This is a genomic window from Streptomyces sp. NPDC001410, assembly GCF_042895235.1.
GTDB lineage: Bacteria > Actinomycetota > Actinomycetes > Streptomycetales > Streptomycetaceae > Streptomyces.
Window position 1 is genome coordinate 656,723 of sequence record NZ_JBIAWE010000002.1, and the last position, 17,095, is coordinate 673,817.

At 71.8% G+C, this 17,095-nt stretch carries 16 protein-coding genes; 8 read left to right on the forward strand and 8 right to left on the reverse strand.

Annotation, left to right across the window (positions count from 1 at the left end; genetic code table 11):
• The first annotated feature begins 169 nt into the window (after nt 1-169).
• From ACFY3C_RS06445 to ACFY3C_RS06455, 3 genes are all read left to right on the forward strand, one after another.
• Nucleotides 170-646, forward strand: a complete 477-nt coding sequence (locus ACFY3C_RS06445; RefSeq protein ID WP_386571911.1) for a hypothetical protein — start codon at nt 170-172, stop codon at nt 644-646.
• A gap of 191 nt (nt 647-837) precedes the next feature.
• Complete coding sequence (locus ACFY3C_RS06450) at nt 838-2,166, forward strand: beta-xylosidase (protein ID WP_390769908.1); 1,329 nt, start codon at nt 838-840, stop codon at nt 2,164-2,166.
• A 95-nt stretch (nt 2,167-2,261) separates the two neighbouring features.
• Nucleotides 2,262-3,281: a WxL protein peptidoglycan domain-containing protein gene (locus ACFY3C_RS06455; protein WP_390769909.1), complete on the forward strand. Its 1,020-nt coding sequence runs from the start codon at nt 2,262-2,264 to the stop codon at nt 3,279-3,281.
• Here the strand turns inward: ACFY3C_RS06455 and ACFY3C_RS06460 are convergent.
• Both ACFY3C_RS06460 and ACFY3C_RS06465 read right to left on the reverse strand, forming a co-directional pair.
• On the reverse strand, nt 3,175-3,513 hold the full coding sequence (locus tag ACFY3C_RS06460; RefSeq protein WP_145878592.1) for a P-II family nitrogen regulator: 339 nt from the start codon (nt 3,511-3,513) through the stop codon (nt 3,175-3,177). The genes ACFY3C_RS06455 and ACFY3C_RS06460 overlap by 107 nt on opposite strands.
• Nucleotides 3,510-4,820, reverse strand: coding sequence for an ammonium transporter (locus tag ACFY3C_RS06465; protein WP_390769910.1), 1,311 nt, complete (start codon nt 4,818-4,820; stop codon nt 3,510-3,512). The genes ACFY3C_RS06460 and ACFY3C_RS06465 overlap by 4 nt, the downstream gene beginning before the upstream one ends.
• A gap of 174 nt (nt 4,821-4,994) precedes the next feature.
• On the opposite strand from ACFY3C_RS06465, the gene era reads away from it, so the two are divergent.
• Complete coding sequence (era, locus tag ACFY3C_RS06470) at nt 4,995-5,948, forward strand: GTPase Era (protein ID WP_386571918.1); 954 nt, start codon at nt 4,995-4,997, stop codon at nt 5,946-5,948.
• 85 nt (nt 5,949-6,033) lie between these two features.
• Here the strand turns inward: era and ACFY3C_RS06475 are convergent, their stop codons facing one another.
• Genes ACFY3C_RS06475 through ACFY3C_RS06490 form a run of 4 tightly spaced genes read right to left on the reverse strand, consistent with a single transcriptional unit; the run spans nt 6,034 to nt 10,013 of the window.
• Complete coding sequence (locus ACFY3C_RS06475) at nt 6,034-7,287, reverse strand: MFS transporter (protein ID WP_390769911.1); 1,254 nt, start codon at nt 7,285-7,287, stop codon at nt 6,034-6,036.
• Nucleotides 7,284-8,597: a GH1 family beta-glucosidase gene (locus ACFY3C_RS06480; RefSeq protein WP_390769912.1), complete on the reverse strand. Its 1,314-nt coding sequence runs from the start codon at nt 8,595-8,597 to the stop codon at nt 7,284-7,286. Before ACFY3C_RS06480 ends, ACFY3C_RS06475 begins: the two co-directional genes overlap by 4 nt.
• A gap of 58 nt (nt 8,598-8,655) precedes the next feature.
• Nucleotides 8,656-8,922 carry a protealysin inhibitor emfourin gene (locus ACFY3C_RS06485; RefSeq protein ID WP_386571924.1) on the reverse strand — a complete coding sequence of 89 codons (267 nt, stop codon included), beginning with the start codon at nt 8,920-8,922 and terminating at the stop codon, nt 8,656-8,658.
• Nucleotides 8,923-8,942: 20 nt separating this feature from the next.
• Nucleotides 8,943-10,013 (reverse strand): M4 family metallopeptidase, encoded by a 1,071-nt coding sequence (locus tag ACFY3C_RS06490; RefSeq protein ID WP_390769913.1) that lies wholly within the window; start codon nt 10,011-10,013, stop codon nt 8,943-8,945.
• Between the two features lie 322 nt (nt 10,014-10,335).
• On the opposite strand from ACFY3C_RS06490, the gene leuA reads away from it, so the two are divergent.
• Entirely contained in the window at nt 10,336-12,057 is a 1,722-nt protein-coding gene (leuA, locus tag ACFY3C_RS06495) for a 2-isopropylmalate synthase (RefSeq protein WP_386571927.1), read from the forward strand.
• A 185-nt stretch (nt 12,058-12,242) separates the two neighbouring features.
• Nucleotides 12,243-12,938 carry a TerB family tellurite resistance protein gene (locus ACFY3C_RS06500; protein WP_386571928.1) on the forward strand — a complete coding sequence of 232 codons (696 nt, stop codon included), beginning with the start codon at nt 12,243-12,245 and terminating at the stop codon, nt 12,936-12,938.
• 208 nt (nt 12,939-13,146) lie between these two features.
• On the opposite strand, the gene ACFY3C_RS06505 is transcribed toward ACFY3C_RS06500, so the two are convergent.
• Both ACFY3C_RS06505 and ACFY3C_RS06510 read right to left on the reverse strand, forming a co-directional pair.
• Nucleotides 13,147-13,782, reverse strand: coding sequence for a response regulator (locus ACFY3C_RS06505; protein WP_386571930.1), 636 nt, complete (start codon nt 13,780-13,782; stop codon nt 13,147-13,149).
• Nucleotides 13,779-15,011, reverse strand: a complete 1,233-nt coding sequence (locus ACFY3C_RS06510) for a sensor histidine kinase (protein WP_390769914.1) — start codon at nt 15,009-15,011, stop codon at nt 13,779-13,781. The genes ACFY3C_RS06505 and ACFY3C_RS06510 overlap by 4 nt, the downstream gene beginning before the upstream one ends.
• Nucleotides 15,012-15,179: 168 nt before the next feature.
• On the opposite strand from ACFY3C_RS06510, the gene ACFY3C_RS06515 reads away from it, so the two are divergent.
• Both ACFY3C_RS06515 and ACFY3C_RS06520 read left to right on the forward strand, forming a co-directional pair.
• Nucleotides 15,180-16,268 carry an ABC transporter permease gene (locus tag ACFY3C_RS06515; RefSeq protein WP_390769944.1) on the forward strand — a complete coding sequence of 363 codons (1,089 nt, stop codon included), beginning with the start codon at nt 15,180-15,182 and terminating at the stop codon, nt 16,266-16,268.
• Nucleotides 16,265-16,948, forward strand: a complete 684-nt coding sequence (locus ACFY3C_RS06520) for an ABC transporter ATP-binding protein (RefSeq protein WP_390769915.1) — start codon at nt 16,265-16,267, stop codon at nt 16,946-16,948. Before ACFY3C_RS06515 ends, ACFY3C_RS06520 begins: the two co-directional genes overlap by 4 nt.
• Nucleotides 16,949-17,095: the final 147 nt, after the last annotated feature.

The following is a 17,095-nucleotide window of genomic DNA, read 5'->3' on the forward strand; positions in this document are numbered from 1 at the left end:
CCGTCGCCTGCCTCTCGCGCATCAATGGAGCCGTAAGTTCCGACGATCCGTCAGATCCGCACCGCCGCCGCAGCGTGCCCGCACCCACCTGCTCAGGCCTGCTCGTTCGTCGGCGCACCTTCCGACCATCCCCACATGGCATCCCCACAGGGAAGGGAAGCGGATCCCCATGAGAGGCAAGCGCACGGCAACAGGTGCGGCGCTGGTCGCCGGGGCCCTCGCGGTCACCGGACTGGCCTTCGCGCCCACCGCGGCCGCCGTCACCCCCCAGACGGCGACCATCAACGCGAGCTGCGGCATCTTCGGCGGTGGCGCGGCCACGCTCACCGCCACCCAGAGCGGCACCTCCGCCACCATCACCCTCACCTCCACCGCGGTCAAGGCGCCGGTCGCGGTGGCGAAGGACTCCATCACCTCCAAGCTCACCCTGGTCAAGGCGAGCGGCGGCACCACCGTCTTCACCGGGACGAAGAACCCGGCCATGGCCGCCGGCGACCCGGTCACCGCCGGCCCGCTCACCGGCACCGTGGCCTCCGGTGACAGCCTGGAGGCGTACGGCGGTTCGCTGCAGATGACGATCTTCGGGGTCAACGTCACCTGCACGGCCACCGGAAAGCAGTCGCCCGGCCCGTTCGTCTTCGACTGAGCGACCCGAGGGGCCCGAGTGGCCTGAGTGATCTGTTCCGGATAGTTCCGGATCTCCCGGGGATGCCGCAGAAACTGATGAACCGTCAGATTTCTGCGGCGTCTCCATTGACTTCTCACGCGGGCTCCACATCAATGCCCCCTGTCGGCGCAGATGAGCCGCTGCGCCCGCAACCCTCAGGAGGGGCCCCCATGGGTTCGACACCCCGAAGATCCCGACGGTGGCGCTGGGCGTCACTGTTCGGGGCGACCGCCCTCGCGGTCACCGCGGGCGGCGCGCTGGCCGGTCCGGCCGGTGCCGCCGGCACGAACGTGGACTTCGCCACGCACTGCATCCCGCCCGCCGTCTCAGGCCTGCCGCCGATCGACGGCACCACCACCGCGAACGTGTCGGTGGACAACGCCAGCCCGAAGGTCGGCGACACGGTCACCGTGACCTACACCGTGGTCACGGCCGCCGCCAGCAACCCCACCGACCTGGCCCTGCCGGCCGACATCATGACCCCGACCGGCAAGGTCACCCTCGGCGGCGCCCAGAGCGGTGACGTCACCGTCGCCGGACCGAAGAAGAACCCCCCGGTGCCGGGGAAGGCCGCGTTCCCGTCCTTCTCCATGACCGGGACGTTCACCGTGACCAAGGCCGGCCAGATCACCCTCTCGCCGGGCGACTACAACATCCACACCAGCTACATCCTCGAACTGGACACCCCCTGCACGGTCACCAACCCGCCCGCCCCGGTGTCGCAGACCGTCACGGCGACCGACGGGACTCCGACCAACACCCGTGCCATCTCACTGGGTTCGGCATCTGGTGACCCGGGTGCCAGTGTCACGGTGAACGGCAGCAACTTCACGCCGGGCGCCACCGTCACCCTGGCCGGGCGGGCCGGGGGCACCCAGACCGCGGACACCGCCACGGTGACCGCGGGCGCCTCGGGCTCCTTCAGCGGTTCGCTGGTCGTCAACGACAAGACGACGACCGGGATCGTGGCCTACGAGGGCGGCTCCTGGAGCGCGGACAAGGGCGCGGGCCCCGCGGCCTACGTCGTCAACGACAACACGCCCGTCCCGGCCGGCAGCCAGAAGCTGACCACCACCGTCAAGGCGGGCACCCTGTCCATGTCCCAGGCCGGGGACGCCGTCGCGCTGTCGTCGGTCGACTTCGGCAAGGGCGGGGCCTCCAGCGGAGCCCTGCACACGGTGACGGTCAAGGACTTCCGCGGCGGGCCCGCGGGCTGGTCCCTGACCGGCAAGGTCACCGACTTCACCGGCCCCGGTGCCAAGATCGACGCGAGCAGACTGAGCTGGGCCCCCGCCTGCGTCACCAAGGCGGGCAGCCCCAGCACCTGCAAGGCCGGTTCGACGGGCGCGGTGGGCACCTCGGGAGCGACCCTCGCGTCGGCCCCGGACGCCACGCTCACCGGCGGCGAGTTCACCGTCGACGCCGGACTCTCCCTGGACGTACCGGCGTTCACGCCTCCAGGCGCGTACTCCGGCGTCCTGACCCTCACCCTCACCTGACCCGAAACACCCACCACGGTGGCCGGGCGCCCGCCGCACCACGGGGCCGCACCCGCCCGACCGCCACGACTCGAGCCCATGGGGGGTCCGCACCCATGCGCAAGCCGTACGTCCTCCTCCTGAGCCTCATCGGCCTGTTCCTCGGCGTGACGACCGTCCCTGCGCGGGCTGCCAACAACGGCAGCTGGTCCGTCTACCCGGTCGCCTCCAAGGTCGCCGCGCGCCCCTACTTCTATCTCTCGGCCGACCCCGGGCAGACCCTCACCGACAAGGTCGCCGTCGCCAACAAGACCGGCAGGCCGCTCACCTTCCGGCTCTACGCCGCCGACGCCTACAACACCGCCCGCGACGGCGGGTTCGCCGTACGGACCCTGAAGGAGCGGATGCGCGGGGTGGGCGCCTGGGCGCGGCCCGCGAAGTCACGCGTCACCGTTCCCGGCCACAGGACCGTCACCGTGCCCTTCACCCTGCGCGTGCCCCGGGGCGCCGAACCGGGCGACCACCCGGGCGCGATCGTCGCGCTCGACGAGCGGGTCGACCCCGGCAGCGGCAAGCTGGCGCTCGGTGTGCAGCGGGCCGTCGGCGCCCGGGTCTACCTCCGGGTCGGCGGGCCCACGCTGTCCGCGATCTCCGTCGAGCAGGTGCACATCAGCCAGCACCAGCCGCTCGTCCCCGGCTTCGGCGACAGCACGGCCACCATCGGCTACACCCTGCGCAACACCGGGAACGTCACCCTCGACCCCAAGGTGGAGCTGAAGGCGCGCGGGCTGTTCGGCCGTACGCTGCTCGACCGCGACCTGACCGGGGTGCCGTCCGAGCTGCTGCCGGGGCAGCGGGTGCGGCTCACCGAGACCTGGCACGGGGCACCCCAGCTCGACTGGGGCGACATCACCCTGACCGCGAGCGCGCCGGACACCCGTCAGTCGGCGAGCGCCTCCTTCTTCGCGCTGCCGTGGCTGCTCGCCGGGCTCGTGTTCGTGGCCGGAGTGGTGACCGGAGTGCTGCTGGTCAGAGCGCGTCGGGGCCGCGCTCGCCGGTCCGCACCCGTACGACGGTCTCCACGGGCACTGCCCACACCTTCCCGTCCCCGATCTTCCCCGTCTGCGCGGCGCTGACGATCGCGTCGATCACGTCCTCGGCGACCGCGTCCTCGACCACGACCTCGATCCGGGCCTTCGGCACCAGGTCGACGCGGTACTCGGCCCCCCGGTACACCTCGGTGTGGCCGCGCTGACGGCCGTAGCCGCTCGCCTCGGTCACGGTCAGACCGTGCACACCCAGCTCCTGCAGGGCGGTCTTGACCGCGTCCAGGCGGTACGGCTTGACGATCGCGGTGATGAGCTTCATGCCTGGCTCTTGACCTTCTGGGCGGTGGGGACGACGGAGGAGGAGACCGGGGCGCCATGCCCCAGGACCCCGTGATCGTAAGCCGTCTCGGCGTGCACCGTAAGGTCCAGGCCGGTGTGCTCCTGCTCCTCGCTCGCCCGGAAGCCCAGCGCCCGGTCGATCAGCTTGGCGAGGCCGTACGACACCGCGAAGGCGTACCCCGCGACGACCACGACGGCCAGCAGCTGCTTGCCGAGCGGGGCGAGTCCGCCGCCGTGGAACAGGCCCTCGACGCCGCCGGTCATCGCCTTCTCGGCGAACAGGCCGATGAGGAGGGTGCCGATGACGCCGCCGACCAGGTGGACGCCGACGACGTCCAGCGAGTCGTCGTAGTTCAGCTTGAACTTCCAGCTCACCGCGTAGGAGCAGACGACACCGGCGGCCAGGCCCACGACCAGCGCGCCGAGCAGGGAGACCGTGCCGCAGGAGGGCGTGATCGCGACCAGGCCGGCCACCGCGCCGGAGGCGGCGCCCAGGGTGGTCGGGTGGCCGTCGCGCCGCTGCTCGACGAAGAGCCAGCCGAGCAGGCCGGTGCAGCCGGCGGCCAGGGTGTTGAGGAAGGCGGCCGCGGCCAGGCCGTTCGCGCCGAGCGCGGAGCCCGCGTTGAAGCCGAACCAGCCGAACCAGAGCAGACCGGTGCCGAGGATCACCATGGGCAGGTTGTGCGGACGCATCGCGTCCTTCTTGAAGCCCAGGCGGGGGCCGAGGACCAGGCACAGGGCGAGGCCGGAGGCGCCGGAGGTGATCTCGACGGGCAGACCGCCCGCGAAGTCGAGCGCGCCGAGCTTGTCGAGGATCCAGCCGCCCGGGCCCCACACCCAGTGGGTGACCGGAACGTATACCAGCAGCGTCCACACCGGGACGAAGACCAGCCAGGCCGAGAACTTCGTACGGTCCGCTACCGCGCCGCTGATCAGCGCCGCCGTGATGATCGCGAAGGTGAGCTGGAAGGTCGCGAAGAGGAGGGTGGGCACGGAGCCGTGCACGCTGTCCGGGCCGAGGCCGCTCATGCCGGCGTGGTCCAGGCCGCCGATCAGCCCGCCGCCGATGTCGTCGCCGAAGGCGAGCGAGTAGCCGGCCGCCAGCCACACCACCGTCACCAGGGCGATCGACACGAAGCTCATCATCAGCATGTTGAGGACGCTCTTCGTGCGGACCATGCCGCCGTAGAACAGGGCCAGTCCCGGAGTCATCAGCAGGACGAGGGCGGTGGCTGCGAGCAGCCAAGCGGTGTCGCCGGTGTTCACGTGCGCGGCGGCGAGGGTCACGGGCGTCTCCAACGGTGTGCGGGCTCGTCAGAGGGTCACCGGTGTGCGTTTCCGGTTGCGTACGGGTGTGTTTCCGTGACGTTTCGTTGCGTGGGGGTTTCCGGAACCTCACGTGCGGGCGTGGTGCGCCCCACTGGTACCGCGCGGCTTCGTGGATCAGGGAGAATGGTCGCCATGAGCGTTCGTACCCAGTCATCCGAGCAGCCGGCCGAGACCGCCCACCGCGCCGGCTTCGCCTGCTTCGTGGGCCGTCCCAACGCGGGCAAGTCCACCCTCACGAATGCTCTGGTCGGGCAGAAGGTGGCGATCACCGCGAACCAGCCGCAGACCACGCGGCACACCGTGCGTGGCATCGTGCACCGGCCCGACGCCCAGCTCATCCTGGTGGACACCCCCGGCCTGCACAAGCCGCGCACCCTGCTCGGCGAGCGCCTCAACGACGTGGTCCGCACCACGTGGGCCGAGGTCGACGTGATCGGCTTCTGCCTTCCCGCGAACGAGAAGATCGGTCCCGGCGACCGCTTCATCGCGAAGGAACTCGCCGGCATCAAGAAGACCCCGAAGGTCGCGATCGTCACCAAGACCGATCTGGTCGACTCCAAGACCCTCGCCGAGCAGCTGATCGCCATCGACCAGCTGGGCAAGGAGCTGGGCTTCGAGTGGGCGGAGATCGTGCCGGTGTCGGCGGTCGGCGACAAGCAGGTGGGCCTGCTGGCCGACCTGATCGTCCCGCTGCTGCCGGAGGGCCCGGCGCTCTACCCCGAGGGTGACCTCACGGACGAGCCCGAGCAGATCATGATCGCGGAACTGATCCGCGAGGCGGCCCTGGAGGGCGTCCGCGACGAACTGCCGCACTCCATCGCCGTCGTCGTCGAGGAGATGCTCCCGCGCGAGGACCGCCCGGCCGACCGTCCCCTCCTGGACATCCACGCCAACGTCTACATCGAGCGCCCCAGCCAGAAGGGCATCATCATCGGCCCCAAGGGCAAGCGCCTGAAGGAGGTCGGCATCAAGTCCCGCAAGCACATCGAGGCTTTGCTGGGCACGCCGGTCTTCTTGGACCTCCACGTGAAGGTCGCCAAGGACTGGCAGCGGGACCCGAAGCAGCTGCGGCGGCTGGGGTTCTGAGGCCCTGGGGCTCTGCCCCAGCCCCCCGCCACGGGAGTCGCCGGGAAGTCCGGCGGGCCCCGGAGGGGACGTGGAAGACGACAGCTCACGCCACGCCCCGTATCCGCCCCACCAGCACCGCCCCCGCCAGCCCGATCACCGCCGCCACCAGGTACAGCACCCGGTAGCCGCCGAGGTACGTCACGATCGGCGCCGCCAGGACCGGGGCCGCCACCTGGGGGAGGGCGTTGGCCACGTTGATGACGCCGAGGTCCTTGCCCCGGTCCAGGGCCTTCGGCAGGACATCGGTCATCAGGGCGAAGTCGACCGAGGTGAAGACACCGAAGCCGATCCCCAGCACCGCCGACGCGACGACAGCCCCCGGCCAGGTCTGCCAGCCGGACAGGGCCGCCGTGGCCACCGCCATCAGCACACCCGACCAGACGACGAACGGCTTGCGCCGGCCCACCCGGTCCGACCAGACACCGCCCGCCACGACCGTCGCCATCAGCGTCAGGCTGTTGACCGCCGTGAGGACGAGGACACCCCGGTCGGGGTCGGAGTAGTGCAGGCGGTCGCGCAGGTAGTAGAGGAGATACAGCAGGACCAGCGAGTTGCTGAGGTTGATCAGGAAGCGGGTCAGCCAGGCCCAGGCCAGGTCGGGGTGGCGACGTGGGCTCAGCCAGAACGACGCCAGGAAGCCGCGCCAGGACCAGGGCGACCGGTCCTCAGGCGCCAGCCGCAGGTCCTCGTAGCGCAGTACGTAGGGCAGGACGCCCACCACCGTGAACACCGCGCAGGCCGTGTACCCGGCGCCGACCCCGCCCGCCGCCGTCGCCAGCCCCGTCCCGCCGACCACGCCCAGGATCTGCGCCGCACCCAGCCAGCCGCCCACCGAGCCCCGCTGGAGCCGCGGCACCCGGTCCGGCACGGCCGCGGTCACCGCCGCGAAGGCCGCGTTCAGCGTGAGCTGCACCAGGCACCAGCCCAGCGTCATCGTCCACAGCCCGCCCGCGCCCGCGAGCAGCAGGAGGGAGAGCGCACCGCCCGCCGCGCCCGCCACGATCCACGGGGTACGGCGGCCCCGGCGGGCGGTCGTCCGGTCGGAGAGCGCGCCGAAGAACGGGTTCGCGAGCAGCGAGACCACCGCGCCCGCCCCCGTCACCCAGGCCAGCATCGTCTCCTTCGACATCCCGGAGCCGGGCGCGAAGTCCCCCGCCTGGGAGGCGAGCAGGATCTGCAGCGGGCCGAACCAGCCCACCCAGATCGCCCCGTTGGCCAGCGAGAGCGCCACCGTCCAGCCGCGGCCGACCCGCTCCACGGGCTCGGCGAGTGCGGCCGAGGCGCGGGTGGTGGTCATCTCTGCGCCCGCAGCACGTCCCGGAACCAGTGGTAGGAGGCCTTCGGGGTGCGCCGCTGGGTCTCGTAGTCCACGTGGACCAGGCCGAAGCGGCGCGCGTAGCCCTCAGCCCACTCGAAGTTGTCCATCAGGGACCAGACGAAGTAGCCGCGCACATCCACCCCGGACTCCAGCGCCGCGTGCAGGGCGCGGACATGACCGTCCAGGTAGGCGATGCGGTCCTGGTCGTCGACGCCCTCGTAGGAGCAGCCGTTCTCGGTGATGACGATCGGCGGGAGCCGGTCGCCGTAGCGGTCGCGGAAGGTCGTGAGCAGCTCCGTGAGCCCCTCCGGGACGACCGGCCAGCCGAAGTCCGTCACCGGGCGGCCCTCGATCTCCCGGACGGAGAAGGGGAGTTCGGCCGGCATGGTCAGGCCGCCGAACTCGATCTCGGTGCCCTGCGGGGCGCCCACCCGGGTCGGCGCGTAGTAGTTGACGCCGTACCAGTCGATCGGCTCCGAGATCACCTTCAGGTCCGCGGACACGTCGCCGGGCATCAGATCGCCGATGCCCTCCGGATAGGCGCCCAGCAGGACCGGCTCGGCGAACAGCCGGTTGAGCAGGAGGTCGTAGAAGCCCGCCGCCTCCTGGTCGGCGGGTTCCGCGGACGCCGGCCAGGTCGGGCCGTGGGAGTTGGCGATGCCGATGTCCGTCACGCCGGCCGCGCGCAGGGTCTGCACCGCGAGACCGTGGGCGAGGAGCTGGTGGTGGGCGACCGGGAGCGCGTCGAAGAGGAGCCGTTTGCCGGGGGCGTGGGCGCCCAACGCGTGACCCAGCAGGGTGTGCTCGGCGGGCTCGTTGAGGGTGATCCACTTGGTGACGCGGTCGCCGAGGCGCTCGGCCACCACGGACACGTGGTCGGCGAACCGGACCGCCGTGTCCCGCTCCAGCCAGTCGAGCGAGGCGGGCAGGTCCCAGTGGAAGAGGGTGGGAACGGGCTGTACGCCGGCCGCGCACAGCTCGTCCACCAGGCGGTCGTAGAAGTCCAGGCCGCCGGGGGAGTTCACGCGGGGCCAGGAGACGGAGAAGCGGTACGCGTCCACGCCGAGGCCGGCGAGGAGGGCCACGTCCTCCCGGTAGCGGTGGTAGTGGTCGCAGGCCACCGCAGCCGTCGTGCCGTCCTTCACCCGCCCGGGCTCGGCCGTGAACACGTCCCACACGGACGCCTCGCGCTCGTCGGCCGCGCCCTCGATCTGGTGGGCGGAGGTCGACACACCCCACAGGAAGCCGGCCGGGAAGCGGGGGATCGGATTGACTGCATCGGTCGCCATGGCCGGGATCATCCTTACCCCCGGTAACGGAAGTCAACGCCCCGGCGTGAAACCGCGGTTACGCACCCTCCTTCAGCACCCGGGAGATCAACTCCCGCTCCGCCTCGGACAGTCGGGGGTCGGCCGCGTACACCGTCCGGCCGTCCACGGTGATCTCGTAGCTGAAGCCGTCCGGGACCCCGGCCGGGCGCGTGCCCCGGCCGGACGCGAGGGCGCGTTCGGCCAGGGTGCGCCACTCATGGGCGTCGGGCCGGCCCGAGGTGTCCACCTCGGCCCGGCGCTCGATGCCCGCGAAGCCGCCCGTGCGCCGCACTTGGATACGCATGGGTCACTTCTAGTACGGAACTACAGCGTCCGCACCCCCACCTGCTCCCATGCCTTCTGCACGGCCTGGAGTTCGTCGCCGGCGCCGTAGCGCTCGCGGGCCGCCTTGACGGTCAGCGTGGCGAAGTCGGCGAAGGCGGCGTCCTGCTTCAGCTCGCCGCCGGTCAGGGTGTCGTACCAGATCTGTCCGGCCCGCTCCCAGGCGTTGCCGCCGATGGCCGTGGCGACCAGGTAGAAGGCGTGGTTCGGGATGCCCGAGTTGATGTGCACGCCGCCGTTGTCGCGGCCGGTGCGGACGTAGTCGTCCATGGTCGCGGGCTGCGGGTCCTTGCCGAGGACGTCGTCGTCGTACGCCGTGCCCGGTGCCTTCATGGAGCGCAGGGCGGTGCCGGTGACGCGCGGGGCGAGCAGGCCCGCGCCGATCAGCCAGTCGGCCTCGGCCGCGGACTGGCCGAGCGCGTACTGCTTGATCAGCGAGCCGAAGACGTCGGAGACCGACTCGTTGAGCGCGCCGGGCTGGCCGAAGTAGGTCAGGTTGGCGGTGTGCTGGGTGACGCCGTGGGTCAGCTCGTGGCCGATGACGTCCACCGGGATGGTGAAGTCCAGGAAGATCTCGTTGTCGCCGTCGCCGAACACCATCTGCTCGCCGTTCCAGAAGGCGTTGTCGTAGTCCGTGCCGAAGTGCACGCTCGCGTCCAGCGGCAGCCCCTCGCCGTCGATGGAGTTGCGGCCGTACGCCTTCAGGTACAGCTCGAAGGTGGCGCCCAGGCCCGTGTAGGCGCGGTTGACCGTGGCGTCCGCACCGGGCTCGGCGCCCTCCTCGCGGACCTTCGTGCCGGGCAGGTCCTGCTGGTGGCCGGCGTCGTAGATGGTGCGGTGCGGCTGGTCGGCCACGGCCCCGGCGGGCGCGGCGACGGCGGGCGCGCCGATCACCGTGGTCAGGCGGCGGTGGGTGCGCTGGTAGGCGTCGTGCTCCAGGGACCGGCGGGCGGGTCCGGAGAGCGAGGGGTCCTCGTTCCGGGCGAGCCTGTCGAGGACGTGCGGCGGCACGATCGTGCAGAAGACGGGCTGGAAGCCCCCGTTGGTCGTCATGCCCGGCACCCTTGCACTGTGTGATCCGACTGTCACTACTCGCAACCATGATTGGTGAAATACGGTGACATCGGGCTCACTCCGCGTAGCCGTAGTGGTATGGCGCACTTTTTGTCCGATTTGCCCTCGCGGTCCCGCATACTGATACGAACCCTCGCGGTGAGGCGCCGCTCGGCTAGCATGCGGAGCATCATGCGTTTCGGGCTGCTCCTTCTTAGCTGCCGCGGCGAGGGCCTGTAGTCGAGGCCGACTCCCTCCCCGCGGAGCTTGGCGTTGCGTCGTCGGCCGTCCTTCCGGACACCTCCCAAGGAGCCCCCGCATCATGGCCAACCGCCAGCAGCCCAGTTCCATGCCGATCCACAAGTACGGCCGCTACGAGCAGGTCGACATCCCGGACCGCACCTGGCCGGAGCAGCGCGTCACCGTCGCCCCCCGCTGGCTCTCCACCGACCTGCGGGACGGCAACCAGGCCCTGATCGACCCGATGTCGCCCGAGCGCAAGCGCCGGATGTTCGACCAGCTGGTCAAGATGGGCTACAAGGAGATCGAGGTCGGCTTCCCGGCCTCCGGCCAGACCGACTTCGACTTCGTGCGCTCGATCATCGAGGAAGAGGGCGCGATCCCCGAGGACGTCACCATCTCCGTGCTGACCCAGGCCCGCGAGGACCTGATCGAGCGGACCGTGGAGTCCCTGAAGGGCGCCCGCCGGGCCACCGTCCACCTGTACAACGCCACCGCGCCGGTCTTCCGCCGGGTCGTGTTCCGCGGCTCCAAGGACGAGATCAAGCAGATCGCCGTCGACGGTACCCGCCTGGTGATGGAGTACGCCGAGAAGCTGCTGGGCCCGGAGACCGAGTTCGGCTACCAGTACTCGCCGGAGATCTTCACCGACACCGAGCTGGACTTCGCGCTGGAGGTCTGCGAGGCGGTCATGGACGTCTACCAGCCGGGCCCGGGCCGCGAGATCATCCTCAACCTGCCTGCCACGGTGGAGCGTTCGACCCCGTCGACGCACGCGGACCGCTTCGAGTGGATGAGCCGCAACATCTCCCGTCGTGAGCACGTCTGCATCTCCGTCCACCCGCACAACGACCGCGGTACGGCCGTCGCCGCCGCCGAGCTGGCCCTGATGGCCGGCGCCGACCGCGTCGAGGGCTGCCTGTTCGGGCAGGGCGAGCGCACCGGCAACGTCGACCTGGTCACCCTGGGCATGAACCTGTTCTCCCAGGGCGTCGACCCGCAGATCGACTTCTCCGACATCGACGAGATCCGTCGTACGTGGGAGTACTGCAACCAGATGGAGGTCCACCCGCGCCACCCGTACGTGGGCGACCTGGTCTACACGTCCTTCTCCGGCTCCCACCAGGACGCCATCAAGAAGGGCTTCGACGCCATGGAGGCCGACGCGAAGGCCAAGGGCGTCACCGTCGACGACATCGAGTGGGCGGTCCCGTACCTGCCGATCGACCCGAAGGACGTCGGCCGCTCCTACGAGGCCGTCATCCGGGTCAACTCGCAGTCCGGCAAGGGCGGTATCGCGTACGTCCTGAAGAACGACCACAAGCTGGACCTGCCGCGCCGGATGCAGATCGAGTTCTCGAAGATCATCCAGGCCAAGACGGACGCCGAGGGCGGCGAGGTCACCGGCGGCGACATCTGGTCGGTCTTCCAGGACGAGTACCTGCCCAACCCGGAGAACCCCTGGGGCCGCATCCAGGTCCGCACCGGCCAGTCGACCACCGACACCGACGGCGTGGACACCCTCACCGTCGAGGCCACCGTCGACGGCGTCGACACGGTGCTGACCGGCTCCGGCAACGGTCCGATCTCGGCGTTCTTCGACGCCCTGCAGTCCATCGGCATCGACGTACGCCTGCTGGACTACCAGGAGCACACGATGAGCGAGGGTGCCTCCGCGCAGGCCGCCTCCTACATCGAATGCGCGATCGACGACAAGGTTCTGTGGGGTATCGGCATCGACGCGAACACGACGCGTGCCTCGCTGAAGGCCGTCGTCTCCGCGGTGAACCGCGCCACCCGCTGACCCTCGCCGACCAGCACTTTCGGGGCCCTGACCGCTGTATACGACGGTCAGGGCCCCGTCACTTATCGGCCATCGCACCCCTAAGATCACGAACGGGTCTCGTACGAGGTGCTGACTCAGCCTCCGTGATGTGGCTAACATCACGCCAGCGCGGCGATGTTGCCGCGTCATTACGGAGGTGCGACGTGCTGCCAGTACGGGGACGAGACGACCGTGCCACCCGGGCTGTGCGCCTCCTGGGTACCCGCACCGCATGGACACCCGTGGGGGACGGCGAGTTCTACTGCCCCGGCTGCGGAGGCGACCGCAACTACCAGCGGCTCACCGGCCGCCGCCGCTTCACCCTCCTCGGGGTGCCCGTGCTGCCGCGCGGGGCGACCGGACCCGTCGTGGAGTGCGCCTCCTGCCGCCGTCACTTCGGCACCGACGTCCTCGACCACCCCACCACCCGCCGCTTCTCCGCGATGCTCCGCGACGCCGTGCACACCGTCGCCCTCGCCGTCCTGGCCGCCGGCGGTGCCTCCTCCCGTACGGCCCTGGAGACGGCCGCCACCGCGGTCCGCGCCGCCGGCTTCGAGGACTGCACCGAGGACCAGTTGGCCGCCCTGGTCGAGGCTCTCGCCGCCGACACCGGCCGGGTCCTCGGCGGGCCGTGCGGCGCGAGCCTCGCCATAGAACTGCACGAGGCCCTCGACCCGCTCGCCCCGCACCTCGCCCCGGTCGGCCGCGAGTCCCTGCTCCTCCAGGCCGCGCGCATCGCCCTGGCCGACGGCCCCTACACACCCGCGGAACGGGACGCACTGGCCACGATCGGCGCCGCGCTCACCATCTGCGCCGACGACGTCAACCGGTTGCTGGCCGCTGCGCGGACTCCGTCCTGACCCGCGCGGACTCCGTCCCGGTCCGTGCCGCCTGACCCGGTGCCGCCCGGATCGCCCGGCTCGGCCGGCGGCGCCGGACCCGAGCCGAGGAGGCGGCTCCACGGCATCTCCTCGACGTGACGGGCGACCTCGGCGTGACGCGCGACGTTCGACGCGACACCGGAGTCTCGGCATGACGTGCGACGCGACACCGGAGCCCGCTGATCCGTCAGCGCCTGATCAGGCCCAGGTCGGTGGCGGTGGCGACGGCGGCGGTGCGTGAGTCGACGCCGAGCTTGGCGTAGACGCGGGCCAGGTGCGACTTGACCGTGCCCTCGGTGAGATGGAGCCGCCGGCCGATGGCCTGGTTGGACAGGCCCGCCGCGACCAGGGCGAGGACTTCCGTCTCCCGCCGGGTCAGGGCGGCGCCGGGGTCGCGCAGCCGGTTCATGAGCCGGTCGGCGACCGTGGGAGCCAGGGTGGTGCGTCCCGCGGCGGCGGTGCGCACGGCGGCCGCGAGATCCTCGGGCGGGGCGTCCTTCAGGAGATAGCCGGTGGCGCCGGCCTCGATCGCCGGGAGAGTGTCGGCGTCCGAGTCGTACGTGGTGACGATCAGCACCCGGGGAGCGCCCGGCCGGGCGGTGATCCGGGCGGTGGCCTCGGCACCGCCCATTCCCTTGCCGAACTGCAGGTCCATCAGCACGACGTCGATGTCACCCGCGGCGGCGCGGGCGACAGCGTCCTCGGCGGTGGCGGCCTCGGCCACCACGGCGAGGCCGGGTTCGGTCTCCAGGACGGCGCGCAGCCCGGCCCGCACCACAGGATGGTCGTCGGCGACGAGCAGGCGGATGGCGGAGTCGGTCACGGGCGGGCCTCGGTCTCGGCGGGTGGGGCGAGGGGGAGCCGGGCGGCCAGGGCGGTGCCGTGGCCGGGGGCGGACTCGATGGTCAGGGTGCCGCCGAGCGCGTCGAGCCGGGCGCGCATGGAGGCCACACCGAAGCCGCCCCTCTCCGGGTCGGGCACGGGCAGCTTCGCGGGGTCGAAACCGATGCCGTCGTCGACGACGTCGAGGACGACATGGTCGCCGCACCGTCCGAGAGTGACCTCGACGGTCGTGGCCCGCGCGTGGCGGACGGTGTTGGCGACGGCGGACTGGGCCACGCGCAGCAGCACGACCTCGTACGAGGTCGGCAGCGGGGCCGGATCGCCGCTGAGGCGGAAGCGGGCGGTGAGCCGGTGCCGGGCACCGGTGGTGGCGCACAGCCGTTCCAGAGCGCCGGCCAGGGTGGTGCCCTCCAGGGCGGGCGGGGCGAGGGCGGCGACGAAACGGCGGGCCTCGGCGAGATTGTCGACCGCGGCCTGGCGGGCCTGACCGACGTAGCGGGCACTGTTCTCCGGAGCGTCGGGCAGGGCCCGCTCGGCGGCGCGCAGCAGCAACTGGATGCTGGACAGCCCCTGGGCGAGGGTGTCGTGGATCTCCCGGGCCAGCCGCTCGCGTTCGGCCAGCACACCGGCGGTGTGCTGGGCCTCGGCCAGGTCCGCGCGGGTGGCGGTGAGTTCCTCGATCAGGCGCCTGCGCTGTTCGCTCTCCCGGTACAGGGCCTGGTATCCCCACACCACGGCGACCGCGACGGCGGCGCCGATCGCCGGGCCGATCGCCATGGCCGCGCTGAAGGACCCCTGGTGGAGGGCGAACGCGGCGATCGCCGCGAGCGCGGTCGCGGCCACGGCGGCCAGGCCGGCCCGCCGCGGCAGCAGGTGGAGCTGGAGGAAGTACAGCGGGAAGGCGACCCACACCCCGTCGGCGGTCAGGCCCAGCAGCACCAGCCACACCGCGCCGACGGCGGCCAGCCACCAGGCGGCGGCCCGCCGGTCACTGCGGATACGGGGCACGAGCGGGCCGGCCGCGTACACCAGCCCGCACGCCACGGCCACGGCGACCGTCGCCCCGGCGTGCGGCCGGCCTTCGGCCACGGCGCGGCCGGCGGCCAGGGCGAGCAGGGCGACGATCAGCAGGTGCAGGCACCAGGACAGGGTCCGGGTGGTCGGGGTCAGGGCGGGGGCGGCGGTGTTCGCGGGAGGGGCGGTGTTCACAGTCCCTCCAGCGTAAGGAACCGGTCCGGGCCGGGCCTCCGCCGAAAGTTACAACCCGCGCGCCGCCTTTCGGTCCGCGAAGTGCCGTCCGTCGCCGGATGCCCGGCCGGGGCACCGGAGGCGACGCTGGGGCCGTATCGCTTCCACCGCCGGAAAGGGCAGGCCAAGGTGTTCGTCGCCTGGAGAGATCTGAAGTTCGCCAAGGGGCGGTTCGCCCTCATGGGAACCGTCATCGTGCTCATCACCCTGCTGGTCGGGCTGCTCTCCGGACTGACCGCGGGCCTGGGTCGGCAGAACATCTCCGCCATCACCGGCCTGCCGGCCGACCGGATCGCCTTCCACGTGCCCGGCGGGGCCCAGGAGCTGTCGTACGCCAACTCGACCGTCACCGCCGAGCAGTGGCGGCGGTGGGCCGAGGTCCCCTCAGTCACCGGCGCCGAACCGCTGGGCATCAGCACCACCAGGGCCACCGCGGGCGACCGGAGCACCGGGGTCTCCGTGTTCGGCGTCCGGCCCGGCTCCCGCCTGGCCCCCGACGGCAGCAGGATCACGGGGCACGCGACGGTGCTGTCCGGCACGGCCGCCGACGACCTGGGCCTGGGGCCCGGGGACGGCTTCACCCTGGCCGGACAGAAGCTGACCGTGGCCGCCGTGAAGGGCGACGCCTCCTTCAGCCACACCCCCGTGATCTGGACCAGCCTCGACACCTGGGCGAGGACGGCGCCCCCCGCCGGCGCAGGCGACGGGCCGACCGCGACCGTGATCGCCCTGAACACCGGCTCCGGCGCCGACATCGCCGCCGCCGACCGGGCCATCGGCACCAGAACGGTCTCGAAGGACGACTCGCTGTCCGCGATCGGCTCGTACGCCTCCGAGAACGGCTCCCTGCAGCTGATGCGCGGCTTCCTCTTCGCCATCTCCGCCCTGGTCGTCGGCGCCTTCTTCACCGTCTGGACCATCCAGCGCAGCGGCGACATCGCCGTCCTCAAGGCACTCGGCGCCTCCACCGCCCAGTTGCTCAAGGACGCCCTCGGCCAGGCCGCGGTCCTCCTGACCGGCGGCACTCTCCTCGGCACCGGCATCGCCGCCGGTCTCGGCGCCCTCGTCGCGGGAAGCGCGGTGCCGTTCCTCCTCACTCCCACCACGGTCCTCGTCCCCGCCGCCGTGATGATCCTGCTCGGCGCGCTCGGGGCCGCCCTGTCCGTCCGCCGCATCACCTCCGTCGACCCGCTGACCGCCCTGGGGAGCGCCCGATGAGCCTGAGCCTGACCGACATCACCCTCACCTACCCCGACGGCGACTCCCGCCTGACCGCCCTCGACCACGTCACGCTGGACGTGCCCAAGGGCGGTCTGACCGCCGTGGTCGGCCCCTCCGGATCCGGCAAGTCCAGCCTCCTCGCCGTGGCCGCCACCCTCATCACCCCCGACGCCGGCACGGTCACCATCGACTCCACCGCCACGACCGGCATGACCCGCGACGAACTGACCCGGCTGCGCCGCGACAAGATCGGCATCGTCTTCCAGCAGCCCAACCTGCTGCCCTCCCTCACCGCGGCCGAGCAGCTCCAGGTCATGGCCCGGATCGCCGGACGGTCACCGGCCAAGGCCCACGGCCGGGCCATGGAACTGCTCGACGCGGTGGGCGTCGCGGCCCAGGCCGGACGCAGGCCCCACCAGCTCTCCGGCGGTCAGCGCCAGCGCGTCAACATCGCCCGCGCCCTGATGAACAGCCCCGCCGTCCTGCTGGTCGACGAACCCACCAGCGCCCTGGACCACGAACGCGGCGCCGCCGTAGTCGACCTGATCACCCGCCTCACCCATCAACAGGCCATCGCCACCGTCCTGGTCACCCACGACCGCACGCACCTCACCGCCGTCGACCGGATCGCCGAGGTCCACGACGGACGCCTCCGCCTCGCTACGGCACCCTGCTGACCGGAGACCCGGAAAGGGGCTTGGGCTGCGCGCTGGGGCGGGTGATCCCCGGGACCATGGGAGCCGGGTCGGGTGATCCCCGGGATCATGGGGACGCCCCCCCCGTGCGGATCCGCGTGGTACTCCCGAGGGAGTATTCCGCCCGCC

Bases quoted from the DNA above. Each gene is read 5' to 3' on its own strand.
- ACFY3C_RS06485 (WP_386571924.1), bottom strand. From the start codon at position 8,922: ATGCGTATCCAAGTGCGGCGCACGGGCGGCTTCGCGGGCATCGAGCGC.
- leuA (WP_386571927.1), top strand. From the start codon at position 10,336: ATGGCCAACCGCCAGCAGCCCAGTTCCATGCCGATCCACAAGTACGGC.
- ACFY3C_RS06445 (WP_386571911.1), top strand. From the start codon at position 170: ATGAGAGGCAAGCGCACGGCAACAGGTGCGGCGCTGGTCGCCGGGGCC.
- ACFY3C_RS06455 (WP_390769909.1), top strand. From the start codon at position 2,262: ATGCGCAAGCCGTACGTCCTCCTCCTGAGCCTCATCGGCCTGTTCCTC.
- ACFY3C_RS06520 (WP_390769915.1), top strand. From the start codon at position 16,265: ATGAGCCTGAGCCTGACCGACATCACCCTCACCTACCCCGACGGCGAC.
- ACFY3C_RS06475 (WP_390769911.1), bottom strand. From the start codon at position 7,287: ATGACCACCACCCGCGCCTCGGCCGCACTCGCCGAGCCCGTGGAGCGG.
- ACFY3C_RS06490 (WP_390769913.1), bottom strand. From the start codon at position 10,013: ATGACGACCAACGGGGGCTTCCAGCCCGTCTTCTGCACGATCGTGCCG.
- ACFY3C_RS06450 (WP_390769908.1), top strand. From the start codon at position 838: ATGGGTTCGACACCCCGAAGATCCCGACGGTGGCGCTGGGCGTCACTG.
- ACFY3C_RS06480 (WP_390769912.1), bottom strand. From the start codon at position 8,597: ATGGCGACCGATGCAGTCAATCCGATCCCCCGCTTCCCGGCCGGCTTC.
- era (WP_386571918.1), top strand. From the start codon at position 4,995: ATGAGCGTTCGTACCCAGTCATCCGAGCAGCCGGCCGAGACCGCCCAC.
- ACFY3C_RS06460 (WP_145878592.1), bottom strand. From the start codon at position 3,513: ATGAAGCTCATCACCGCGATCGTCAAGCCGTACCGCCTGGACGCGGTC.